The sequence below is a fragment of the Demequina sp. genome, from assembly GCF_016278765.1.
Classification (GTDB): domain Bacteria; phylum Actinomycetota; class Actinomycetes; order Actinomycetales; family Demequinaceae; genus Demequina.
On record NZ_JADQBE010000085.1, the window covers coordinates 1 to 23,224 of the forward strand.

Sequence of the window (23,224 nt, forward strand, 5' to 3'; positions counted from 1 at the left end):
TTGCCCCCTTCTGTGGTCCAAACACGGCGGCTGCCCCAGTGGGACCGAGCAGCGGTGCCGCCGGGCGCCGCAGAAGTCCGATGCGCGAACAGCCGCTGGCCGCGCGGGGATCGCGCTGACCCTGGCCGACGGCTGGGCCCCGGTGGAGAAGGATGACCGTGGAGCGCAATACACGACATGGATCTTCGGCTACGGCCCGCGGATTGATCGGCCGCTCGGGCCACGGAGCATCGTTCTCACGAAGCCAGCGCGAGGCCGCTTTGCACCGCTTTGTTAGTGTTCGTATTCATGAGCGAGGCAAAAGTGCGAGCGGACTTCTTGAGGTCGCTGGAGGAGTTGGACGGGACGGTGGGTGGCGACCTGCCCGAGAAGTTGCGGGATATGGTGAGGCTTCGGTGCTCGCACATCAACGGTTGCTCCTATAGCGTCCGGCTGCATTCGGACGGTCTCGCGGCGGGGGGCGTCAGGGTCGATCTGATCAGCGCCCTGGCGCGCCCGGTCAAGTTGATGCGCGCTGATCTGGTGACGGAGGCTGAGGCCGCCGCGCTGCGCTTTGCGGAGATCCTGACGGACTATCCGCGTGGCATCGAGTTGGAGGCGCGGGATGAGGCCGCCAAGTACTTCACACCCCGGCAGTTGGGTTCGATCGTCGAGGTGGTGGCCGTGGTCAACGCCTGGAACAGAGTGACGCGCGGGTCGGAGTAGGACCACCCACCGGGACCACCGCCAGGACCTACTCGGGGACCTTTGGCCGGGGGTCCTAGATGCCCCCCTGGGTATAGGCTTGAGAGGTGCACCCCTGCACTCTCGATCAGCGAAGAAGGTGATCTGCCATGGCCCGTGTGGTCGTTCTCGGGGCCGGAGTCTCCGGACACACAGCAGCCGTCTATCTCAAGAAGCGACTGGGCAAGGCGCACGACGTCCTCGTCGTTTCCCCCAACTCCCAGTACAACTGGATTCCGTCCAACATCTGGGTAGGCGTGGGCAAGATGACGACGGACGATGTGGTCTTCCCGCTCGCTCCCGTCTACGCGAAGAAGGGAATCGGCTTCGTTCAGGCCAAGGCGGTCGCCTTGTGGCCCGAGGGTGATGCCGACGACGACAGAGCCGCCGTAGAGGTCGAACACACGTCACCGGAGAAGGCTGGGCAGACGGAGAAGATCCGCTACGACTACGTCATCAATGCGACGGGCCCCAAGCTCAACTTTGGTGCGACCCCCGGACTGGGGCCGGACGCCGGACACACGGTGTCCGTGTGCACCCCGGCGCACGCCACGGAGGCGAACGCCAAGCTCAGCGAGGTCATTGACGCCTGCAGGTCTGGCAAGACCCAACGAGTCGTCGTCGGCGTCGGCCACGGGACGTGCACGTGCGAGGGTGCGGCGTTCGAGTACACCTTTAACGTGGACCACGAGCTGCGCGCGGCCGGCGTGCGGGACAAGGTTGAGTTGACCTACCTCACCAACGAGAACGAGCTGGGCGACTTGGGCGTCGGAGGCATGGAGTTCGAGCAGAACGGGTTCCGCACCACCAGCCAACTGTGGACGGAGTCCCTGTACCGCGAGCGCGGTGTCAAGGCCATCTCGGGTGCCGCGGTGACGAGCGTCGACGACGGCGTGATTCACTACGACCAGCTCGACGGCTCGCACAACGACCTTGAGTTCGACTTCGCGATGCTGCTTCCGCCCTTCAAGGGAGCCGACTGGAAGGCGTTCGACAAGGCGGGCGAAGACATCACCGCGACCGTCTTCGCACCGTCGGGGTTCATGAAGGTGGATGCGGACTACACCCCCAAGAAGTACGAGGAGTGGACTGCCAAGGACTGGCCGCGCACCTACCAGAACCCGACGTACAAGAATTGTTTCGCGGTCGGCATTGCGTTTGCTCCGCCGCACCCGATCTCCAAGCCGCGCGCGACCCCCGACGGGCTGGCGGTGACGCCGTCGCCTCCGCGTACCGGAATGCCCTCGGGCACGATGGGCAAGGTGGTCGCCTTCTCGGTCGCGGACATGATTCTCCACGGTGCTACGGAGCCCACTCACAGCGCGTCGATGTCGGAGATGGCCGCGGCGTGTGTCGCGTCGGCCGGTACGGGTCTCAGGTCCGGTACAGCCGCGGCCATGACCATGAGCCCCGTGGTGCCGGACTGGGAGAAGTACCCGGAGACGGGCCGCAACCTGAAGGAGACGTTCGGGGAGATCGGCCTGGCCGGTCACTGGGTCAAGCGCTTGCTGCACACGCTGTTCATCTACAAGGCCAAGGCCAAGCCCGGCTGGACCTGGATTCCGGAGTAAGGAGGAGCGTCATGGACAACACGAATGAGCGCATCGCCACGGCGCCCCTGCCTACAGCGGGTGAGTTGAGACACCGTAAGAACGTCTTTGGTCAGTTCTTCCGCTTCATGCGGATCAACTGGACCATGTGGAGGCTTGCGCTCAAGAAGCACCACTAGGAATGCGTCCAGGAACGGACGGAGGGACCACTTCTCCAGCGGTGGTTCCCCCGTCCGCAAAATGGCGCCTGCGCGGTGCCGTGCTGGCGCGCCTCATGCGGACGTGCCTGAACGTCGCCGTCACGATCCCCTCCGTCACTCCTCGGTCACGTCGAAGTATTCGCTCACAGCGAAATTCTCATCGTGCTGCATCCCAACGACCCCTCATGGCGGAGGTAGGGGGTGAAGCGGTCGCACAGGGCAGGCGCAGGTACGGAGAAACACATGAGAAAGTCAGCCATCACCGGCCTTGCGGTAGGCGTTGTGCACGCCGCCGGAGCCAGCCTCCCCGCAGCAGCAGTGGAAAGCGGCAAGTCCGACCTGTCGGTGCTGCAGGGCATTCCTGGACTCACGGTCGACGTCTACGTCAACGGAGTGAGACTTCGCCCCCGGAACTCTCGCCGGTCCCCTCAGTCTCGACGCGGGCGTCTACGCCGTGGCAATCACCGCGAGCGACGCTGTCGACGACTCCGCTCCTGTTCTGGGTCCCATTGACATCACCCTCGCGGCGGACATGAGTGACACCGCCGTTGCTCACCTCGATGCAGCCGCGACCCCGACGGTCTCGCTGTTCACCAACGACAGCTCGGCGACCGCAGCCGGCGAGGGCCGTCTCACGGTTCGCCACGTTGCCGCGGCTCCCGCCGTGGACATTCTCGCCAACGGCGCAGTCGCGTCCCCGAGCCTGGAGAACCCGAACGAGGTCAAGGCCGACCTGCCGGTCGCCGCGTACTCGGCCGCGGTGAACCTCAAGGGCACCGACACCACGGTCATGGGCCCGGTCGACGTTACCCTCGCCGAAGGCGTCAACACCATTGGCTACGCATGGGGTAGCGCCGGTGACGAGAACCTGACGGTCGCGGTGCAGACCGTCGACGCCATGCTGGGTTCCCCCGCCGGTGTGACGGCCGGTAACGCTCCTCTCAACAGCGACAACTCGCTGCCCATCGGCCTGATCGCGATTGCGGGTCTCGCTCTGGTCGGGGCAGGCGTCGCTGGCCGCGTGGCCGTCTCGCGCCGCTAGTCACTCACTCCCACCCCAGGCGGGGGCGTTCCCGATCCCCCTCCGGAGCGCCTCCGCCACTCCACTTCAAGGCAGACATGAAATCTCGCATCGCCACTGCACTCGCCGCGGGGCTTGCCGCCGTCGCACTGATCGCCACAGTTTCGGCCATCGTTCGGTGGCCTTCGGCGGCGGTGCAGGAGTTTGGCTTCGAAACTAGCCCCCTGGCTGCCCCGGACACGGTGGGTCCCGTGACCGCGGCGAACTCGTTCGGTCCCATCAAGATTCAGGAAACCGACCCGAAGTCCGTATCCGAGCGGGTTGAGGTGGCGCCCGAGCGGCTCGCGATCCCCACCCTGGGCGTGGACATGACAGTCACGGCCTTGGGCTTGGCGCCCGATGGCACCATGGCTCTCAATGATCGCGCGGACACCGCAGCCTGGTACCAGCACGGAGGCGCCCCCGGTGACCGCGGAGCCGCGGCTCTCATCGCGGCCCACGTCGCATCTGATGTCGACGGCGTCGGACCGTTCTCCAAGCTTCGCGACGCCAAGAAGGGTGACGTCGTGACTGTGACGATGTCGGATGGCACTGAGCAACCGTTCACCGTTGTCAGGCTCCAGGAGATCTCCAAGACCACTGTCGGCTACGACGCGATGACCGCCGAAAGTCCAGGCATGCTCATCCTCGTTGCCTGCCGCGGAGAATTTGATCCCACGAGTCGCCACGTCGACGACAATGTCATCGTGTGGGCGTCCTCACTGCTGCCATGACGGGCGTCGTCGCGGTGATGTCGAGGTGAGACGCAGTGGAGCGGGCTGACGAGGTGCTGGGCGAGGGCCTGGCACATGCGTTCGCGGCCGGTTCCGAGGGCGCGCTCTAGGAGATCCATCGCGACGTGTCCCCGCTTGTCTTTACGCTCGCAGTGCGCGCACTCGGCGATCACGCCGAGGCGGAGGAGGTGACGCAGCAGACGTGCGTGGCGGCATGGCGCTCGCGCGGGACGTTCGATCCGGACCGCGGTGCCCTGCGTGGATGGATCGTGGGTATCGCTCGACGAGCCATCGCCGACGCCCTGGAGGGGCGCACGCGTGAAAGGCGTCGGCTGGAGGCGATACGCGACGCACCTTCCGATGCTGAGCGCGACCACGTTGACGACGTCCTCCTCGCGTATGAGATCGAGGCGCTCGGCGACCCGCGTCGCACCATCATGTCGCTCGCGTCCTTCGAGGGGCACACTCACGAACACATCGCTCAGTCGCTCGACATGCCGCTGGGCACCGTGAAGAGCCACATCAGACGGTCGCTCGTCACACTACGAACACGATTGGAGGCCGCCGATGTGGCATCTTGACGACGAGATCATCGCTGGAGTGGCCACGGGCGAAAGCCTGGACGCGGAGCATGCTCGGCGCCTGGCCGAGTGCGCGCGCTTCGCGGCGAGCCTCGGTGAATTCGAGCAGCTCGCCGCGCGCGCTGGCAGCATGGGTCGACCCGCGCCGCTGCTCGTGCCGCCCGCGCGCGTGTGGGATGCGGTCGTGGCTGAGCTCGCGACGGATGACGCCAGGCAGTACGGTTCCACACCGGAGTTCGCACCGCAGCGTCAGGTCCAGCGACCCGCGGAGGGGCTCGCTACCGTCACGCCGATTCGGCGCTTCTCGGGCTGGCTCGTCGCGTCGGCTTCCTGGCGTCCGCTCACGATGAGTTGGTGATTCCGGAAGGGTACGACCCCAGCGCGTATCCCATCGTGGACATCTCGATCGAGCCGCGTGACGGCGTCCCGACCCACGGCGGAGACTCGATCACGCGAGGCGTCCTGGGTCTGTGACCGGCGGGAGCGGACCGGGTGAGTTGTGGATGCTCTCGAGCCAGGCCCGGCGGGCAACATCGCGCGACTGGAGCACGTCGCCAAGGCGGGCCGTGTCTGAGCCCATCCATCCCTCCGGATTGATGACGCCCACCCACGTGTCGAGATTTGCGGACACCGAGTACAGGTGTCCGTAGCCGCGTGGAACGGAGCCGGCGCTTGGCATGTCAAGCAGCGTCTGCCACATCGTGACGAACGGGAACCAGTCGGTTGCGGAGGAGACATCGGGTGCTCGATCGTTCCCTGACAGCCACGCTGGCTCCCGCCAGGCGATGCTGGGGTCGAAGAACCCGATGGGATCGGACCCGTGTTGCAGGTAGGCGATGCGAGTGGGCCCCCATCGACCGGCGGGTTGATCGAGCGAGCCTTGCTCCCCCGTGAATCGCACGGTTCGGCCGTCCTCCACGATCGGTAACCACGGAGTGGAACCGGATTGACGACTCGCGATCAGGTCGGTGCGGAGCGGGTTGGCGAAGGTGGGTCCCACCATGACGGCTCCGTCAATGGGCTCGTTGATGATGTTCGCCGAGGTCAGGACCGACTCAACGCCGTAGGAGCCGAGCGAGAGGCCATAGAGGAAGAGCCGCGGGCGATGACCCTGCGGAAGCGTGCTCCAGTAGTCGTGCACGGTGCGGAACATCGCCAACGAGGTGTCCCTCGTGACCTGCCGATCGGCCAGCAGCGATATCCAACTGGGAAGATAGGAGTACTGTGCTCCGGCGATGGCGACATCGCCGTTGAAGATGAAGTCGACGGGATCCACGCCGATGGGGTCGATGAACCCGGTGCCCGTGGTGGTGGCGAGGAGGAGGGCCTCACGCTCGAACGCTCCCGTGCGGATCAGCTCCGATAACAGGAGGTCCGCCCGATCCTGAAGGGTCTCGGCGGACTGGAGCCCCACGTAGACCCGGATCGGCTCGAGCGCGCCGCCGCCGCTGTAGGCGTTGATCTCGTCAACGGTCGGCACGTAGGAGATGAATGCGCGTCCCTCGCGTCCCAGCGAGTCCCACGCGGCGGCGGACTGGGGACTGCCGGATAGCAGTGGCGACGAGGGTTGCGACACTCCCGGCTTGTCGCCCGTGTCGCGTGTGGAGAATAGGGCATTGGAGGCCGTGAAGAACCCCTGAACCAACAATCCGGAGAACACCAACCACAGCAACACCACCAGGCCCGTGGATGACAGCGTGATCGCGAGTCGCCGCGGCAGCCAGCGGTCCAGGCGATTTCCCATGGTGCGGAACAGCAGTCTCAGCGACCTTGAGGTCACGAGCACGATGGCGGCGACGACCGCGGTCGCCCCGATGACAATCGGCCAGGCCGACGGGCTCAGCGCGTCCATCCCCATCAGTTGGCGAATGTCGTTCTGCCAACCGACCCAGCGCCAGATCGCGCGTGCGGTCCCCAAACTGATGGTCGCGAGGAGGATCCCGGTGACGATCTGTTGGGGTCGGCCACGCAGGTTGGGCACGCCCAGGTAGTTCCAGATCGCGTGGCCAGCGGATCCCAGCCCGTACCCGACCAAGAGGGAGACGCCTGTGGCGATGCCCTGCACCAACGCGATTCGCGGGAGCAACGACGGCTCGAGCGAGAAGGACGCGAAGATGGCCCCGACAGCCACACCGGGCCCGGAGAAGGTCGGCTCGAAGACGCGCGGCGGGCGACGCTTGCCGGGAGGTGAGGAGGGTAGGGTGCTCGTGCTGCCAGTCGGCGTCTCGGTGGTCACAGGTCCGGTTCCACCTTTCGCACTCTCCCTCGCGCTCCCGTGACGGCCCGGTTCGACGGTTGCCTACACCGGATCGCGACGCAGCGGCTGCGTCATGCAGTGGGCGCCGCCGCGACCGCGGCCGAGTTCAGCGCCCACGATCTCGAGCACCTCGATGCCAGCCGCGCGGAGCTTGGCGTTGGCATGGGTGTTGCGGTCGTAGGCCACCACCACGCCGGGTTCAAGCGCGAGCACGTTGTTGCCCGAGTCCCATTGCTGTCGCTCGGAGGCGTAGCGGTCGCCGCCCGTCTCGATCACGCGCAGCCCGCCCGCCCCCAAGGCATCGGCGATCACCTCGACGAACGGACGCTCCTCGTGCGTGACGTCGAGCATCGCCGGACCGTCGGCCGGGCGCAGTGAGTACGTCTCAATCTCCTCGACGATGCCCGGGAACACCGTGGCGACGTCCCGGTCGGCGAGAGTGAAGACCGTGTCGAGGTGCATGGCCGCGCGAAGTTTGGGCATCTTGGCCACGATGACGCGTTCGGCGGCTCCCGCCGCAAAGAGTTCAAAGGCCACCTGGGTGATCGCCTGACGCGACGAGCGCTCCGACATGCCCATCACGACCGCCCCGTTGCCAATCGGCATGACGTCGCCACCCTCGAGAGTCGCGAGCCCATGGTCCAGCTCGGGGTCGCCCCACCAGAACTGGACAGGTTGGGTATCCGTGGCGGGCGCGTCGTCCGGTAGCGAGACATCGGAGATGGTGGGCCCGAATCCTGGGAGGAACTCGATGCTCGGATCGGCGGCATTGAAGGCCGGGTGGAACGAATACACGGCCTTCATGATGAGGGTCTCGGCGTGTCGTGCGGGCCAGAACAGCGGGTTGAGCGTCACGCCGCCATAGATCCACGAGGTGGTGTCCCGCGTGTACAACGTATTCGGCAGCGGCGGCATCAGGTAGTCGCGCATTCCGGATTCCTCGCGCACCAGTTGGATCGTGGGGGGCGAGAAGTCGCGGGGCAGATCGCTCGTGGACAGTCCTCCCAACACGTAACGCGCAAGCGTCATGGAATCGAGCGATTCCAGGAAGTCCCTCACCTCCGTGGCGAGCCCCAGCCCCACCTCATCCGTGCTGAGCTTGCGGTCGAGCAGCCACTGGCGGGCCGCGGGAATGGAGAGCGTCTCCGCCAAGAGGTGATGCAGCTCCAGCACCTCGATGCCGCGCGAACGCATGAGCGAGATGAACTCGTTGTGGTCCCGGCGGGCATTGTCGACCCACATGACGTCGTCGAACAGCAGGTTGTGACAGTTGGAGGGGGTGAGGCGGTTGTGCGCGAGGCCGGGGGAGCACACCAGCACGGATCGCAATTGCCCGACCTCGCTGTGGACGCCGTAGCCGGGGTGGACACGGGGCGGAGCGGATGCCTCCATGGGGGCTCTCCTCACGAGAACGGTCGTATTGATCCGACGGTATCACCGGGGATAGCCCGAGCCGGAGCGCAGTTGTCCGGTGTGCTTCCTCGGGTGACCGCGTACACGCTCTCGTGTGGCGGCCTGCTTCTTCTGGGCGGTCGCGTGGCCGACTCCTGGGGTCGCAAGCGCACCTTCCTGGTGGGTCTTTCGGGCTTCGCGGCGCTCCTGGCGCCGTCGGCACTGTCTCTTGTGACCGTGGCCTTCACTGCGCCCAAGGAGCGCGCCCGCGCCTTTGGCGTCTTTGGTGCGCTGTCCGGCGGCGGCGCGGCCAATGGCCTGATGCTCGGTGGCATCCTCACTGACCGTCCCGGCTGGCGCTGGGTCATGTGGGTCAATGTGCCGCTCGCGCTCGCGATCGCCGCTTTCGCGTATGTCATCGTGCGCGAGTCGAAGTCCGACGGCCACCCGTCGTACGACCTCCCCGGTGCGGCCCTAGCCACCGGGGGCATGCTATCGCTCGTCTACGGATTCACTCGCGTGTTGGAATCGTCCGACGGATGGTCGGACCCGCTCGCGATCGCGTGCCTCATGGCAGCGGTGTTTCTCATCTCGACCTTCCTCGCGGTCGAGCGTCGCGTCAAGAACCCGTTGCTTCCCTTGCGCATCCCCTCCAACCCGGCGCTCATGGCGGGTCTGCACTTCTTGCCTTTCTCGCTGGCGATCGATGTCGATCGGCATGGCTTTCGTGTTCATCCCTACGTCGTCCACCGCGCTCCTGTGCGTGTCGCCGCGCGACGCGGGTGTGGCATCGGCGCTGGTGCGGGTGCGCAGGCCCGACTTCCACGCACATGTGCAGGACGCGGAGCAAGCGGTCATCGGCGCGTAGGGCGGTGGCCCTGCGTCGTCGTGAGACACAGCAGGGCCGGGCCCTCGTGGTAAACGGGGGCCCGGCCCTGACTGACGCACGCGGTCGCCCGCGTGCACGAAGCGGTGGTGGTTACCGCGTGAAGACGCGCGAGAACAGTGAAGACGCCGAGCCGGGTGTGGAGCCCGACGTGTGGCCCTGGCAGCGTTGCGCCTGGGGGATTCCTGCGAGCGCCTGCTCGACGTGATTGCCGCAGCCGGTCCAAGTGGCCTTGCCGCAGGTGGGGCAGGTGGCGGGAGAGCACATAGTGCAGCCTTTCTGAAGAGGTTGTCGTAGTGAAGGTAGCATACCCTGGGGGGTATATCAACATGAGTAGTGTGACCTTCCCGAGTCAGGAGGCACACCACGTGTGGCATTTTCCACACTCGGCGCCGCGTCACGATTGCGGACTTCACCTGTCTCATCGTGCATCACAGCAGACGAGGAGGGGCCATGTGGGAACGGGCTGACGGTTTGGCGCGACCGGCGCGGGAGTTCGCGCAAGCGCATCACCTGGTCTACTCGGGCTCCGTGCCGCTCGAAACCGCGGGCAACTTCCCGGCGTTGCCCTTCGCCAACGCGTCGCCGCGCCACTGCGTGAGCGGTCAGTGGCGTGGACGCCCCGTCCAGCGTTTCGAAACGGGTCGCTATACCGTCGAAGTGATGGGCATGTCGACACGCCTCCCAACGCTTCACGTCATCCCCGCGCGCCTCGATCGCCGGGCGCTCGCCATCGTGGGACGGGTCATCGCGACCGGTGACGCGGACTTCGATCGCCGCTGGTCTGTGATCGGCGATAACGAAGGCTTTGCCGTGGCCCTGCTGACGCCCGGAATGCGCGAGGCGCTGATGCACCCCGCCGCAGACGGCCGCGCGGTGACGTTCAGCGGTGACCAGGTCTCATCGTGGGCACAAGCAGAGGCCTCGTGGCAGGAGGCGCGGGTCCGGCTCGAGTTCTTGGCCGTGCTGGTGGGACGCATCTCCCCGGACGTCCAGCAACGGTTCGACATCTCTACTGCTGCGCCACTCCCAGAACCGTCCGGATGGGTGCCCGCGGCCGCGGAACCTGAGGGTCCGCAGTGGGTCGTCGCGCAGATGCCCGAACCGGCCGACACCGTCAAGAACCGCGGGCTCACCGACACCGGCGAGTTCGAGGTGGCGCTGCTTCACGCTCAGCTTGAAGGCGCAGCGTTCCTTCCCGAGCCCGAGCCCACGAAAGACGAGCGCGGCGGCAGCTGGCTGTTCGCGCCAGCGGTCCACTAGCTCCACCCGCAGAGCATCTGGCGGGCTTGTGACGCCGGTCGAGCTCTCAGCCTTAGAGGCCGACCACTGCCACCACGTCGCCCGTCGGCACGCCCGACCCACCCTGAGGTTCCTCGGTGATCTCAAAGTTCGTGACGCCCTCAAAGCCCGTGTGCATCATGGCCATGAATGTGCCATCGGCATCGGGCATGAAGGTGGGGCCGGGCAGCATCTGGCCATCGTCGAGCACGAGCCACAACTGATACTCCATGCCTTCGGCGGGTGCGGGCGCGTCGAGCCCCATGAGAGCCACGCCGCTCATTCGTTCACTCATCACCAGATGGGACGAGCCCAGGCCGACGAGCTCCATCGTGTGAGCATCGGGTGCGGACGACACCATCATCACGTCGCGCTCCAGCGCCGATGTGTCGGGCGCGTAGTCGGCGCTCGTCAGAAACAGTCCGATACCTGCCACCGCGACGGTCACGGCCGCAGCTGCGCCTGCGAGGGGCCAACGGAACCGCCGGCGCGGTGAGCGTGCTTGAGCCGACGCGGCCCCCGCGGGCGGGACCTGCGCGGTGCGAGTAGCCTGTTGCATCACCTTGGCGCGCAGCGATGCCGGGGGAACGATGGCCTCGGCGTCGACCAGCGTGGCGATCACGTCCGCCATCTGCGCCACCTCGCCCCGGCAGTCCTCGCAGTCGCGCAGGTGGTGTTCAAAGGTCTTGCGGTCGACGTCGTCGACCGCCCCCACCACATAGGGGCCGAGCAGCGAGTGAATGTCGCCGTTGGTGTCGTTCATCGCTCCTCCTCCCAGGCGTCGCGAAGTTTGATGAGTCCGTCCCGGATGCGGGCCTTTGCGGTGCCCAGCGGTATGCCGAGCGAGGCGGCCACCTCACGGTGAGTGAATCCCTTGGAGAAGGCGAGATCGATCGCTTCTCGCTGGCGTTCGGTGAGCAGCGCCAGCCCTTCACGAACCCGTTGCGCCTCCCACGTCCGGTGAGCGGTGTCGACGACGGTGTCGGGGTCGTCGTGACTCGCAGTCGCCTTGGCCGCGTGTGCCCGCAAGCGATCGGTGTGCGCCTGCTCGGATCGCACCCTGTCGATCGCGCGCCGGTGGGCCATGGTGAGGATCCACGTTCGCCCGCTGCCGGCCTCGGGCCGGTAACGTGCGGCGAGCCGCCACACCTCTACCAGGACATCTTGAGCGACCTCCTCGGCGATGGCGTGGTCGCGAACCACTCGCAGCGCGACGCCAAAGACAGACCCGGCGACTGCGGTGTACAGATCGTCGAATGCGGCTTCATCCCCACGGCCGACGCGCACGAGCAGCTGACCGACGAGTGCCGATCGCTCGGCGGCAGCCTGGGCGACGGGCGTCGGTGGTGCGGCGGGCTCCGCATCACCAACCACCCTGAGGTGCCGCTTCGAGTTCACTGGTTCTCCTTGAGGAACGGGGCTGGGGACTAGCCTTCGTCTTCCATCATCGCGTCTTCGGTGGCCATTGCGTCTTCGGTGGCCATCGCGTCTTCGGTGGCCATTGCGTCGTCCGTCATCATGGCGTCCTCGGTCACCATTGCATCCTCGGACATCATCGCGTCCTCAGACATCATGGTGTCGGACGACATTGTGGGTTGATCCGAAGGGTCGGATGTGGTGTCTCCGCAACCGGCGAGCACGGTCGCCGCGAAGACGACGATGGCGGGGGCGGCAAGCATTCGACTGGTCTTCATCTTTCCTCCTTGTGGGCGGGGCGTGGGGTGTTCCCACGGTGATGATTCGGTGCGGGGGCTGCGTCGGATGGGATCACCCGAAGGTGAAGGCGTAGGCCTCGACCCCCTTGGAGAAGTCGAGGGTCATCACGTCGTCAATCGGCGCTCCTTCATACAGGTCGTAGAGGTCCGACGTGCCGTCCACGTGAACCGTCCTGGGGGAGTCAGGTTGGGACGCGAGCGTCACCGTGACGTCGCCGGTGCCTGCCATGACGAGGTGAACGTCGGCGGCATAGAAATGCAGGAACAGGCGCGCATTCTGGCCGGCGATGGCCCTTTCGCTCTCGACGGTCCACGTGCCATCGAAGGAGAAGGAGTTGAGCTCGGGTGTGCGGTTGCCGTTGTACGCCGCGAGTTCGTCGTTCGCCACGTCGCTGTTGTCGGCGTGCTTGAGGCGCTGCCATCCGAGGTACGTCTCTTGGGTGCGACCATCCGTGTGATTGCCGGGATCGGCCTTGACGGTGTCTTGCGGGGGCGCGTCGAGCAGATCTTGGATGAGCTTCTCGGTTTCCTCGTAGCCACCCTCGCCGTAGTGCACTTGGCGCACCGTTCCGGTCTGGTCGATGAGGTAGTGCGCGGGCCAGAACCGCTGGTCCCATGCGCGCCACGTCTTGAAGTCGTTGTCGATCGCGATCGGGTACGTGATGCCGTAGCGATCCGCCGCGTCTTGGACGTTCGACACGACCCTTTCGAAACTGAACTCGGGGGAGTGCACGCCGACGATCGTCAGCCCGTCGTCGCGGTAACGCTCGTCCCACGCAGTCAGGTAGGGGAAGGTGCGCTGGCAATTGATGCATGAGTAGGTCCAGAAATCCAACAGGACAACCTTCCCGGGCAGCTCGTCGAGAGAGAGGGACTGGCCTTCGGTGTTGAGCCACGTCTCGATGCCGACAAAATCGCGCGCGGGGCCGCAGTTCGCTAGCCGGTCGGACGTCTGCTGCTCGCACTCGTCGAAGGTCAGTTGCCCTCCCGTGGAGGTGACCTGGTCCTGTCTGCCTGCGAGGGAGTCGAGTTCCCCTCGGACGCCGTCGTTGTTCTCGATGCGTTGCTGTATTTCGGCGAGCGTCGAGGGCACGAGCCGCTGCAACGGCTCGGCCAGGTTGGTCGCGAGGACGAGGGCGGTGAGGATCAACACCACGCCCGAGCCGACGCGGATCGTGTGCAGGCGTTCTCGCACGGCCCTGATGCGCGAGCCAATGCTCTGCCCGGCCACGCCGAAGGCGAGAAGCGGGATCGCAATGCCGGCCGAGAACGACGCCGTGAGCACTACGAGGCCCCAACTGAGACCGTTGGTGGCTGCCAGCACCGTGATGGACGCCAAAATGGGTCCCGCGCAGGGAACAAACACCAGGCCGAGCGCGAGGCCCATGACGAACCCATTGCCGTCCCTGTTGAGCCGCGGCAGCGTGGTGTTCCGGAAGGGGCGCTCCAGGAGGTGTTCCACCGCGGGAACGGCGAGGCCCACGCCGACGATCGAGAGGGTGACTATCCCGGCCCACCGGAGCAGGTCGTCGGGCAGACCCAGGCTCGACAGGATGATTCCACCGAGGAGCGTGAATACGGCGAAGCTGGTCACCAGACCCCCCACGACGACCAGGGGTCGACGGCGGGATCGGGCGCCGTCCTGAATGGACGATGTGAGGATGGCTGGCAGCACCGGGAGCACGCAGGGGCTGATCGCGGTGATGAGGCCGGACACGATGCCGACGACGATGAGGGTAGACATGCACTGTATTCGGGGCGCGTGCGCCCTCAGATGGGGTCGCTATTGCTCGTGGTGTGGGACGGCGTCGAGCCATTCGAGCACGCGTTCCTCGAACAGGTCGGCCGCGTCGGCGTCGTAGTCGGCGCACGAGGGATCCATGAACATGTGGCGCTTGCCGGCGTAGCGGTGCACGTGAGCCTCGGGAGCACGTCGCAGGAGAGACGTCATCTCGGAGGCGGGAACCCAATCGTCAGGATCGGCGACGTGGATGCTCAGGCGCACGTTGTGCCGCCACTCGCCGCCGATTTCCGCAGGGGGCATGGCACCGCCCACGAGAACACAATTGCGGATGCGCCGCCACTCCTGGGCGAGCAACTGGGCGGGAAAGGTGCCAAGCGAGAAACCCATGACGGTGTCGGCGGTGGGGTGATGCAGCGCCGTGCGGCGGGCAATGTCCTCGATCGCGTCGTGGCCGATGCGACCGGCGTAGGCGACGCCGTCGTCGAGCCGAGAAAACACCTCGCCCGCAAACATGTCGGGCGCATGCACACTGTGCCCTGCGGCGCGAAGGCGCTCAACGAAGGAGCAGAGTCCCTCGGTCAGGCCCTGAGCGTGATGGAAGAGCAATATCTCGGCCACACCTCCAGTGTGCCTCTCGAGACCCTGGCGCGCGACCGTTGTGGTGCAATGGTCGCGGGCGGGAGCCGCGGATACCCTAGGCCCATGTCACGCGCCGCGAACCGAAACCGTTCACTTGCCTTGGGCTGGCTTCTTGTCGCGGTGCAGGTGGTGCTGTTTCTTGCGGTCGCCCTCTGGCCGTCATCGTGGGGACTGGCCGCGCCTGCCGCGCGCGAGCTTGGCGGGGTGCTGTTCGTCCTGGGGGGCATCGGCGGGGTCGCCGCGGCTGTGTTCCTCGGGCGTGCGCTGACTCCTATCCCTCAACCCAATGGCGCGGGCCTCAGTGCGCGCGGTGTGTACCGGTGGGTACGGCATCCGATGTACTCCTCGATTCTGGTGTTGTGCCTCGGCGTTGCGGTGTCGCGCGGGGCGGTAGCGGTGTGGGTGTTGGCGGCGGCCCTGGCGGTCTTCTTCGAAGTGAAGACCCGGTTCGAGGAGAGATTCTTGGTCGAGGCGTACGACGGATATGCGGTGTACGCCTCGCGCACCGGCAAGTTTGTCCCAGGGGTGGGACGACGTCGCTGACGCGCTCGTCCCGACGGGGCATATGCCCTGTTTCATCTCAAAACGCCAATAACGGGCATTCGTTATTATCATTTGTGAATATGAATAGCAATTCACCATTGGCACTTGGGATAGGTGTCGATTCCCTACAATACGAATTGTGGGGAACAGCCAGTCACAAGTGCTATTGCATCCAGTGAGGATGAGAGTGGTTCTTGCTTTGGGCGTGGACGACCTCACCACCAAGGAACTGCGCACGAGAATGCCTGACGTGGCGCAGGCCTCGCTCTACCGCGCGATAACGCGCCTGGTCGACGCCGGAATCATCGCGGTCGTGAAGCGCCGCCAGCGCGGAGGTGCCATGGAGCGCGTGTACCGAGTCGTGAATCCGGCCGACCCAGGGCATGCGACCGCCACCGGACACGGCTTTGTCGCCGCCGCGGACATGATCGCGCGGGCGCTGTCCGTCGACGCCGCACAATGGGCCGCCAGCCCCGACTGGCGCCCCCACGAGGCGCACTTGCGGCGCGAAGTTGTGTACGTCAGCAGCGATCAAGTTGCGGAACTCAAGAATCGGCTCGACGCGCACCTTGACGAGGCAGGCGGCGAGATTCCCGACGCTTCGACCGCCATGATTGTCACGCTCGCCGTGATACCCGCGTCACCAGGGGTACCGCGCGCCGACCACTGACCCTTGCACAAGGTGCGGTGCCGGGTCGGCGCGGCAACGGGGGGACGCACCGGCCCGGCACAGGGCTGGCTCACACCGGCAGCGTCAGCGACCTACGCGCACCGTGCGCTCGCGAAGCGCGTGCCGAGCCTTCGCGGCGCCCCTCGTGAACGCGACGGCTCGGCCGCGCGGCGTCATGGCCGCCGGGCGCGTACGTCGGGCCCATGCCCGGCGCCGCTCTCGAAGTGCGAATCGCGCCTGGAGGGCGACCCGCAGTCGTCGCGGGACGCTCAGCTGCCTCAGGGTGTAGGTGTCCACGGTGGTGGTGATGGCGACCGCAAGGATGGTCATCGCGAGCGACGCCAAGGGCAACGCGCGCGTGCCCCAGGTGGAGACGATCGTCGCGCCCAGCACCGGTCCCACGGCCGCGCCGAGGTTCACCGCAACCGAGTACATGCTTGCTCCCACGTCCGTGCGCCAGGGTGTGTGCCGCATCGCCCAGTTCAGCAGTGCGGCAAGTAGCGCCGCCCACCCGGCAGCCTGTAGCACCTGGGCGGCGATCGCGGACCACGGGGTCGCGACGGCGAGCAGCCCCCACGCTGCGGCGAGCAACGCGAGCCCCGCTCTCACCGCTTGCACGACATTGCGCGCAAGCAATCGGGTGACGGCCAGGGTGGTCGCCACCGCGACGATGCCTCCCAACGCGAAGAGACCGGGAATGCTCGCCGAGCTGAGTCCCGCCTGGATGGTGTAGAAGGGCACGATGTACGTCCAGCTGACGCTCATCCCCACGGTGGCCGTGAAGGCGACACCGACGACCTTGGCGAACATCCGACGTGACGGAATGTCGCCGCGTGTGTGTGGAGCGCGAACTCCACTCGCGGCACGCGAATCGCCGGGTAGCACGATTGCCAGCGCTGCCGTCAGCAAGACGCCCAGCGCGGCCAGGCCCCAATATGGTGCGTGCCAACCGAAAGAGGTGCCGCTGAGCGTGACGAGCGGAGTGCCCACGACGCCCGCGGCGGCCGACCCGACCATGATGCGGGTCACGGTGCGGGCGCGCAGATGGGGAGCAAACAGACTCACCGCAGCGGGTGCGACGAGCGCCCAGAACAGGGCGTGCGCGGCCGCGGAGACGATGCGGCCGCCGGCAAGGTGGACCAGGCTCTGCGAGAGGGCGGTGATGAGGACTCCCACGGTCCACACGCCGACCGTGATGGACAGCGTGAGCCGCTTGCTGGCCCTCGAGGTGAGCAAGGTGAGCGGCGTCGATACGACGACGACCGTGAGGGCAAACACTGTCGCTATGAGCCCGATGGATGCGATCGGCACGGCAAGTCCCGTGGAGATCGACTGGCTCAATGCCACGATCGACGCCTCATTGGCACCGAACGCGAAAGCCGCCGTAGCGAGGGTCGCCAGTGCGAGCTTGGAGCGCAATGGCGACAGCGTCAGCGCCTCGATGGACCGGGTCCCGGAGTCGGCGTCGTCGATGACGACGGTGCTGGCACCCGCGACGATCGGCATCGACGCCGTCGTGACGTCGTCGTAAGGGTCTACGCCTCCCTTGGGCGTAGCGTCAAGAGCGTCCAGGTGGGTTACCTGAGGAAGCTCTCGGGTGGGGTCGGGATCGTCGTCAACGACCCTTTCACGCGTGTCGATCAAGCGGGTACTCCATGGGTCATGCGGTGCAGAAGATAGGGAGAGCGATCCGACTTGCCGGAGCGGCTCACGTGCGCGCTCCGGTGCGCAAGGCATCGATATGACGGCCCTGCGGTGTCAACGAATGGCACGAGCGATTGTTTCCGTCAACTGGGTGCGGTGAGGGGGATGGTAGATACGTGACCGACTCAGAAATGGTTGACTCGCCTCATGAAGATCGTTTCCGAGCCGGCCATCGTGCAACGTCCCGACGTGCCCTACGTGGCGTTCCGGGATCGCGTCCCGTTCAAGGGTCTTGCGAACCACACCGCCGCGATGCGCACGGAACTCACCCGGTGGCTACAGGTCCACCCTGTCGACGCCACCGGTCCCCAGTTTCTGCGGCTCCACCTGATCGACCTGTCTGACCGGGCGACGGTCTCCGTGGCGATTCCCGTCGCTAGCTCCGAGGAGGCGATCGCCGCCGCTGAATCCGCCCAGGATGACCGGATCGTCGCCGACGTGGTCCCCGCCGGGCGGTACGCGACCATGACGCACATGAACCATGGGGTGAAGGCCAACCTGACGTTGACCACGTGGTGTGCCGCGCAGGGGTTCGAGATCGAACGGTTGCGGGACGAGACGGGCAACACCTTCGTGGCCCGGCTTGAGACGCTGCTCACGGATCCCGCTCGGGAGCCGCGCGCGTCCCGACAGCACGTCAGGCTGGACTTCAAGATCGCTGACTGAGGGGCGAGCTCGTCGATCGTCACCCGAACGAGCCGGTCGTCGCCACCGCCGCGATGACGATTCCCGCGCTGGCCACGAGTGGCCGGAAGAGTTCGAGCATGCTGAAGATCATGGAATTCACGTTGGATCGCACCTGCCACGGAGACAACCGCGTGACTAGGAAGCTGACGAGCGCAAGCAGAGCGATAGGGAACCACAGCCACAGCGCCGCCTCATTGGCGCGCATGTACACCGCGAACCGTGCGGGGAAGACGGTGCGTCGAGCGCACACACGATCCCTACGGGAGTCATCAGCACCGCGAGCGTCACCATGCCGCGCATCGCGCCCTTGACCTCGATACCGCGATGGTGCACTCGCCCGTCGCGCCCCAGGTCCGCGCGCATGCCCATGATCGGCCGCACGATCTGCTCGGGCCTCGGGAAGAGGTGTGTCACGGCGTCGCAGCGCAGATGGTAGTTCGTTGCTGTGCCTGCAGTGGCGCGCTCCCACAGTTCGGAGGCGGTGAAAGCGTGTCGCCGATGCGAAACGACACCGGAGGGTCTTCAGCGTTCGCGAAGGCGTTCGACGATGGGTCGCAATGAGTGGGCCATGCGCTGCGGCACGTGCACAAACTCGCTGAGCCGTGCCAATTCGAGGTGCGCGGCCAAGAAGGCATCATTGACGGCGAATTCATCGAGGATCCCGCCGCTGTCTGCAAGGCCGTCAACAAGTGCGGCGGCCCGCGGCTGGCCCGATGCGCGCAGGCGGTCCATGGCGGCGTGCTTGGCGACCGGCATTCGCCCGCCGTCGGCGTCGTTGGCCCACAACACGTCGAGTACCGCGAGCGTGTCAGGGGTTGCCTGGACCTGCGGGGTCATCGTGACGCCCGAGGCTACTTCTTCGACGGCGACTCCATCACGGACAGCCAGTTGCCGGCCGGATCCTTGAACCACGAGTTGTCCGGTCCGTGTCCGTCGCCGGGCATGATGCCGTCAGGTCTCACGCCGGGAAGCATCTCGAATTGCACGCCGGCCGCGGTGAGGGCCGACACCTCGGCGGGCAGATCGCTCACCGGGAACATGATCACCGTGTGCGCGGCGGGTACATGGTCTTCCTTGGGATAGGCCAACACCCAGGGGCCCACGCCCAGTTTGATGCGCAGCATGCCGTGCTCCTCGACCACCTTGAGACCAAGCGTTCCCCCGTAGAACTCGCGTGCGGCCGCGAGGTTGTCGATCGAGAAGCTGCTCAGACCCTCTGATGTTGCGAGCATGACGCGACCTTTCCGTTGGGACAGTTCGGACTCCCTGAGCGTACTTTGCGGAGCGGACGCGCGCCCGAGGACGAGGCGCGGCGCGCGGTGCGGCGCCCTTTCGGGGGAGGGGTGTCGCGCCTCGCGTACACTTGAGCCACCAGCATCGACCCGGTAATCACCGGAGAGCTTGCGGAAGAACGGGCGTCAGCCTCAGTAGAACCGCACGGGCAGCCCGTCACAGCGGCGCCTCCGTGGAAGCGGCGGCATGAGAGGTCGGCTGTCCCGTCACGGGACGGCGGGCAAGCGAGGTGGTACCGCGCAACGCTTCTTGAGGGACATGGTCCCTTGAGACGGAGCGTCCTCGCACCGTTGAGTAGACGCACGCACCACCGCACGCATAGCCAAAGGAAGCCCCGTGAGCGACGCCCGTTACCCCCTGCATCGTCCGGCCGGAGAGGTGTCTCCGTCGCCCAGTTTCCCCTCCCTCGAGGAGGATGTGCTGGCGTACTGGAAGGCCGACGGCACCTTCCAGGCATCGATCGACAATCGAGACGACGCAGAGGAGTTCGTCTTCTACGACGGCCCCCCCTTCGCGAATGGACTGCCGCATTACGGCCACCTGCTGACGGGGTACGCCAAGGACGTCGTCCCCCGCTTCGAGACGATGCGCGGCAAGAAGGTCGAGCGCCGCTTCGGGTGGGACACGCACGGGCTGCCCGCGGAACTTGAGGCCGAGCGCATCCTGGGAATCACCGACAAGTCTCAGATCGACGAGATGGGCATTGCCGCCTTCAACCAGGCGTGCCGCGAATCGGTGCTGAAGTACACCGACGAGTGGGAAAGTTACGTCACGCGTCAGGCCCGCTGGGTGGACTTTGAGAACGACTACAAGACGCTCGACGTCACCTTCATGGAGTCCGTGATCTGGGGCTTCAAGCAGCTGTACGACAAGGGCCTCGCCTACGAGGGCTACCGCGTGCTGCCGTACTGCTGGCGCGACGAGACGCCGCTGTCCAACCACGAACTACGCATGGACGAGGACGTCTACGCCGATCGCCAGGACCCCGCGCTGACCGTGCTGTTGCCGCTCATCGACGCGCCCGGCCACCTCGCCAATGCTTCGGTGGTCATCTGGACGACGACGCCATGGACGCTGCCGTCCAACCTCGCGGCGGCCGTGGGTCCGGAGATTGAGTACTCGGTGGTGGTGCCGTCCGAAGGCCCCTTTGTGGGGCGCCGGTTGGTGGTGGCAAGCGGCCGGCTGGCCGCCTACGCGCGCGAACTGGGAGACGCGGTTCGGGTGGTCGCGACGGTCACGGGGGCCGACCTCGCGGGCCTGCGCTACGAGCCTCCGTTCAGTCACTTTGTGGGGCGGGAGAACGCCCACCAGCTCATCGCCGCCGACTTTGTGTCGACCGAAGACGGTACGGGCATCGTGCACTTGGCGCCGGCCTTTGGTGAGGACGACATGGCGGTGTGTGCCCAGCTCGGAATCGAGCCGGTCATCCCCATCGATACCAAGGGCCGATTCACCGCGGAGATCCCCGAATACGAGGGGCTTCAGGTTTTTGACGCCAACGCGAACATCATCAAGGACCTCAAGGCTTCGGGAATCGTACTGCGCCACGAGACCTACAACCACAGCTACCCGCACTGCTGGCGCTGCCGCAACCCCCTGATCTATCGCGCGATCGGTTCCTGGTTTGTGCGCGTCACCGAGTTCCGAGACCGCATGGTGGAACTCAACCAGCAGATCACGTGGGTTCCCGAGCACATCAAGGACGGCCAGTTCGGCAAGTGGCTCGAGGGGGCGCGCGACTGGTCGATCAGCCGCAATCGCTACTGGGGCACGCCCATCCCGGTGTGGGTCAGCGACAACGCCGACTACCCGCGCATGGACGTGTATGGGTCCCTCGAGGAGATCGAGCGCGACTTCGGGCGCCTGCCGCTGAACGACGTCGGCGAGCCGGACCTGCATCGTCCCTACATCGACGACCTCACGCGCCCCAATCCGGACGACCCCACCGGGGCATCGACGATGCGCCGCATCTCCGATGTGCTCGACGTGTGGTTCGACTCGGGCTCGATGCCGTTCGCACAGGTGCACTACCCGTTCGAGAACCAGGAGTGGTTCGACAGCCACTACCCGGGCGACTTCATCGTCGAATACATCGGCCAGACGCGCGGCTGGTTCTACACGCTGCATGTGCTGGCAACGGCGATCTTCGATCGCCCCAGCTTCTCCACGTGCGTGAGCCACGGCATCGTGCTGGGATCCGACGGCCGCAAGATGTCCAAGTCCCTGCGCAACTACCCGGACGTCAACGAGGTGTTCCACCGGGACGGCTCCGACGCGATGCGGTGGTTCCTCATGGCGTCGCCCATCCTGCGAGGCGGCAACCTAGTAGTGACCGAGGAGGGAATCCGCGAAGGTGTCCGCCAGGTCATGCTACCGATGTGGTCTACGTATTACTTCTTCACGCTGTATGCGGGCGCCGCGAACGGCGGAGCGGGCGTACTGGGCAAGGCGGTGGACGATGCGCGGGTCGCGACCCTTCCCGTCATGGACCGCTACGTCCTGGCCAAGACGGCGGAACTCGTCAAGACCGTGACCGCGCAGATGGAGGAGTTTGACGTCCCGGGCGCCTCCGATGCGCTCGCACAGTACATGGACCTGCTGACCAACTGGTACGTCCGGACTCAGCGGGACCGTTTCTGGGACGAGGATGCGGACGCCTTCGACACCCTCTACGCGGTGCTTGAGACCGTGACGCGCCTGGCAGCCCCGCTACTGCCTCTCGAGACCGAGGAGATCTGGCGCGGGCTCACCGGCGGGCGTTCGGTGCACCTCACCGACTATCCGGTGGCACCCGAGGCCTGGGTGGACGACACCTTGGGTGATGCGATGGACCAGGTGCGCGAGGTGGTTTCGGCCGGCCACGCACTGCGCAAGAAGGTCCAGATCCGAGTGCGCCAGCCGCTGTCGCTCCTGCGCGCCTTCGTGCTCCGCCCGGAACTCGCCGACGGTTATGGCGACCTCATCATGAGCGAGCTCAACGTCAAGAAGGCCGAAGTGTTCTCCGTCGACGACGAGGAGGCGTTGAAATACGGGATCTCCTTGCAACTGATGGTCAATGCGCGCGCCCTGGGTCCCCGCCTCGGCAAGGACGTGCAGACGGTGATCAAGGCATCCAAGAGCGGTGACTGGAGTGAGGTCGACGGCGTCGTGACCGCGGGAGGCTTCGTGTTACACGACGGCGAGTTCGAGCTTCGTTTGACCTCCACCAGCAATGCGCTGTCCGACAGCGCGCATGCGGTGGACGTGTTCGGCAACGGCGCGTTCATCGTGCTCGACACAACGCTCACCCCGGAGCTGGAGGCCGAGGGCTACGCCCGCGACCTGATTCGGTCGGTACAGGACGAGCGCAAGTCGGCGGGGCTCAATGTCTCCGACAGGATTTCCCTGACACTCACCTTGCCAGCAGAGCGTGTGGAGTCCGTGACGCCGCACCTCGCCTTCATTGCCGCCGAAACCCTCGCCTACGACCCGGCCTCGGGCGACATGCGGGTGACGGTGGCGGCGGGCGACGAGCTCGCGATCACGGTCAACAAGGCGTAGGAGCGACACGCGGTGCACCGTGTGC

At 66.2% G+C, this 23,224-nt stretch carries 24 protein-coding genes; 13 read left to right on the top strand and 11 right to left on the bottom strand.

The window, feature by feature from the left end; all coding sequences use genetic code 11:
• Positions 1–288 precede the first annotated feature (288 nt).
• The 7 genes from QZZ29_RS12100 (at position 289) to QZZ29_RS12130 (ending at position 5,206) form a co-directional block, all read left to right on the top strand.
• Positions 289–705, top strand: coding sequence for a carboxymuconolactone decarboxylase family protein (locus QZZ29_RS12100; RefSeq protein WP_291383589.1), 417 nt, complete (start codon positions 289–291; stop codon positions 703–705).
• Between the two features lie 128 nt (positions 706–833).
• Positions 834–2,294, top strand: coding sequence for an FAD/NAD(P)-binding oxidoreductase (locus QZZ29_RS12105; protein ID WP_291383591.1), 1,461 nt, complete (start codon positions 834–836; stop codon positions 2,292–2,294).
• Between the two features lie 11 nt (positions 2,295–2,305).
• Complete coding sequence (locus QZZ29_RS12110; protein WP_291383592.1) at positions 2,306–2,452, top strand: hypothetical protein; 147 nt, start codon at positions 2,306–2,308, stop codon at positions 2,450–2,452.
• 475 nt (positions 2,453–2,927) lie between these two features.
• Positions 2,928–3,515, top strand: coding sequence for a DUF4397 domain-containing protein (locus tag QZZ29_RS12115; protein WP_291383593.1), 588 nt, complete (start codon positions 2,928–2,930; stop codon positions 3,513–3,515).
• A gap of 77 nt (positions 3,516–3,592) precedes the next feature.
• On the top strand, positions 3,593–4,267 hold the full coding sequence (locus QZZ29_RS12120) for a class F sortase (protein ID WP_291383594.1): 675 nt from the start codon (positions 3,593–3,595) through the stop codon (positions 4,265–4,267).
• Between the two features lie 125 nt (positions 4,268–4,392).
• Complete coding sequence (locus QZZ29_RS12125; RefSeq protein ID WP_291383595.1) at positions 4,393–4,848, top strand: sigma-70 family RNA polymerase sigma factor; 456 nt, start codon at positions 4,393–4,395, stop codon at positions 4,846–4,848.
• Positions 4,835–5,206, top strand: a complete 372-nt coding sequence (locus QZZ29_RS12130) for a hypothetical protein (protein WP_291383597.1) — start codon at positions 4,835–4,837, stop codon at positions 5,204–5,206. The genes QZZ29_RS12125 and QZZ29_RS12130 overlap by 14 nt, the downstream gene beginning before the upstream one ends.
• A gap of 90 nt (positions 5,207–5,296) precedes the next feature.
• Here QZZ29_RS12130 and QZZ29_RS12135 read toward each other — a convergent pair whose 3' ends face one another.
• Together QZZ29_RS12135 and QZZ29_RS12140 are read right to left on the bottom strand one after the other, a co-directional pair.
• Positions 5,297–7,084, bottom strand: coding sequence for an alpha/beta-hydrolase family protein (locus tag QZZ29_RS12135; protein WP_291383599.1), 1,788 nt, complete (start codon positions 7,082–7,084; stop codon positions 5,297–5,299).
• 63 nt (positions 7,085–7,147) lie between these two features.
• Positions 7,148–8,497, bottom strand: a complete 1,350-nt coding sequence (locus tag QZZ29_RS12140; protein ID WP_291383601.1) for an arginine deiminase — start codon at positions 8,495–8,497, stop codon at positions 7,148–7,150.
• A gap of 93 nt (positions 8,498–8,590) precedes the next feature.
• Here QZZ29_RS12140 and QZZ29_RS12145 point away from each other — a divergent pair, with 93 nt between their 5' ends.
• Both QZZ29_RS12145 and QZZ29_RS12150 read left to right on the top strand, forming a co-directional pair.
• Positions 8,591–9,418: an MFS transporter gene (locus QZZ29_RS12145; protein ID WP_291383603.1), complete on the top strand. Its 828-nt coding sequence runs from the start codon at positions 8,591–8,593 to the stop codon at positions 9,416–9,418.
• A 418-nt stretch (positions 9,419–9,836) separates the two neighbouring features.
• Positions 9,837–10,646, top strand: a complete 810-nt coding sequence (locus QZZ29_RS12150) for a hypothetical protein (RefSeq protein WP_291383605.1) — start codon at positions 9,837–9,839, stop codon at positions 10,644–10,646.
• Positions 10,647–10,698: 52 nt separating this feature from the next.
• On the opposite strand, the gene QZZ29_RS12155 is transcribed toward QZZ29_RS12150, so the two are convergent.
• The 5 genes from QZZ29_RS12155 to QZZ29_RS12175 form a co-directional block, all read right to left on the bottom strand.
• Positions 10,699–11,427, bottom strand: a complete 729-nt coding sequence (locus tag QZZ29_RS12155) for an anti-sigma factor (protein WP_291383607.1) — start codon at positions 11,425–11,427, stop codon at positions 10,699–10,701.
• Positions 11,424–12,062 carry a sigma-70 family RNA polymerase sigma factor gene (locus QZZ29_RS12160; RefSeq protein ID WP_291383608.1) on the bottom strand — a complete coding sequence of 213 codons (639 nt, stop codon included), beginning with the start codon at positions 12,060–12,062 and terminating at the stop codon, positions 11,424–11,426. The genes QZZ29_RS12155 and QZZ29_RS12160 overlap by 4 nt, the downstream gene beginning before the upstream one ends.
• A gap of 29 nt (positions 12,063–12,091) precedes the next feature.
• Positions 12,092–12,358: a hypothetical protein gene (locus QZZ29_RS12165; protein ID WP_291383609.1), complete on the bottom strand. Its 267-nt coding sequence runs from the start codon at positions 12,356–12,358 to the stop codon at positions 12,092–12,094.
• A 73-nt stretch (positions 12,359–12,431) separates the two neighbouring features.
• The gene (locus QZZ29_RS12170; protein WP_291383611.1) at positions 12,432–14,123 is read right to left on the bottom strand and encodes a cytochrome c biogenesis protein DipZ; all 1,692 of its coding nucleotides are present in this window, start codon (positions 14,121–14,123) and stop codon (positions 12,432–12,434) included.
• 39 nt (positions 14,124–14,162) lie between these two features.
• Positions 14,163–14,741 (bottom strand): dienelactone hydrolase family protein, encoded by a 579-nt coding sequence (locus QZZ29_RS12175; protein WP_291383613.1) that lies wholly within the window; start codon positions 14,739–14,741, stop codon positions 14,163–14,165.
• Between the two features lie 84 nt (positions 14,742–14,825).
• Here QZZ29_RS12175 and QZZ29_RS12180 point away from each other — a divergent pair, with 84 nt between their 5' ends.
• The gene (locus tag QZZ29_RS12180; RefSeq protein ID WP_291383615.1) at positions 14,826–15,305 is read left to right on the top strand and encodes an isoprenylcysteine carboxylmethyltransferase family protein; all 480 of its coding nucleotides are present in this window, start codon (positions 14,826–14,828) and stop codon (positions 15,303–15,305) included.
• A 175-nt stretch (positions 15,306–15,480) separates the two neighbouring features.
• Complete coding sequence (locus tag QZZ29_RS12185; protein ID WP_366479588.1) at positions 15,481–15,975, top strand: hypothetical protein; 495 nt, start codon at positions 15,481–15,483, stop codon at positions 15,973–15,975.
• 84 nt (positions 15,976–16,059) lie between these two features.
• Here QZZ29_RS12185 and QZZ29_RS12190 read toward each other — a convergent pair whose 3' ends face one another.
• Positions 16,060–17,619, bottom strand: a complete 1,560-nt coding sequence (locus QZZ29_RS12190; RefSeq protein ID WP_291383617.1) for an MFS transporter — start codon at positions 17,617–17,619, stop codon at positions 16,060–16,062.
• Between the two features lie 207 nt (positions 17,620–17,826).
• On the opposite strand from QZZ29_RS12190, the gene QZZ29_RS12195 reads away from it, so the two are divergent.
• Complete coding sequence (locus tag QZZ29_RS12195; RefSeq protein ID WP_291383618.1) at positions 17,827–18,345, top strand: hypothetical protein; 519 nt, start codon at positions 17,827–17,829, stop codon at positions 18,343–18,345.
• Positions 18,346–18,364: 19 nt separating this feature from the next.
• On the opposite strand, the gene QZZ29_RS12200 is transcribed toward QZZ29_RS12195, so the two are convergent.
• From QZZ29_RS12200 to QZZ29_RS12210, 3 genes are all read right to left on the bottom strand, one after another.
• On the bottom strand, positions 18,365–18,571 hold the full coding sequence (locus QZZ29_RS12200; RefSeq protein ID WP_291383620.1) for a hypothetical protein: 207 nt from the start codon (positions 18,569–18,571) through the stop codon (positions 18,365–18,367).
• Between the two features lie 317 nt (positions 18,572–18,888).
• Positions 18,889–19,203, bottom strand: a complete 315-nt coding sequence (locus QZZ29_RS12205) for a hypothetical protein (protein WP_291383622.1) — start codon at positions 19,201–19,203, stop codon at positions 18,889–18,891.
• A 14-nt stretch (positions 19,204–19,217) separates the two neighbouring features.
• Positions 19,218–19,598 carry a VOC family protein gene (locus QZZ29_RS12210; RefSeq protein WP_291383624.1) on the bottom strand — a complete coding sequence of 127 codons (381 nt, stop codon included), beginning with the start codon at positions 19,596–19,598 and terminating at the stop codon, positions 19,218–19,220.
• 397 nt (positions 19,599–19,995) lie between these two features.
• Between QZZ29_RS12210 and ileS the strand changes: the two genes are divergently transcribed.
• A complete protein-coding gene (gene ileS / locus QZZ29_RS12215; protein ID WP_291383626.1) occupies positions 19,996–23,199 on the top strand; it encodes an isoleucine--tRNA ligase in 3,204 nt (1,067 codons plus the stop codon).
• The last annotated feature ends 25 nt before the right edge of the window (positions 23,200–23,224 follow it).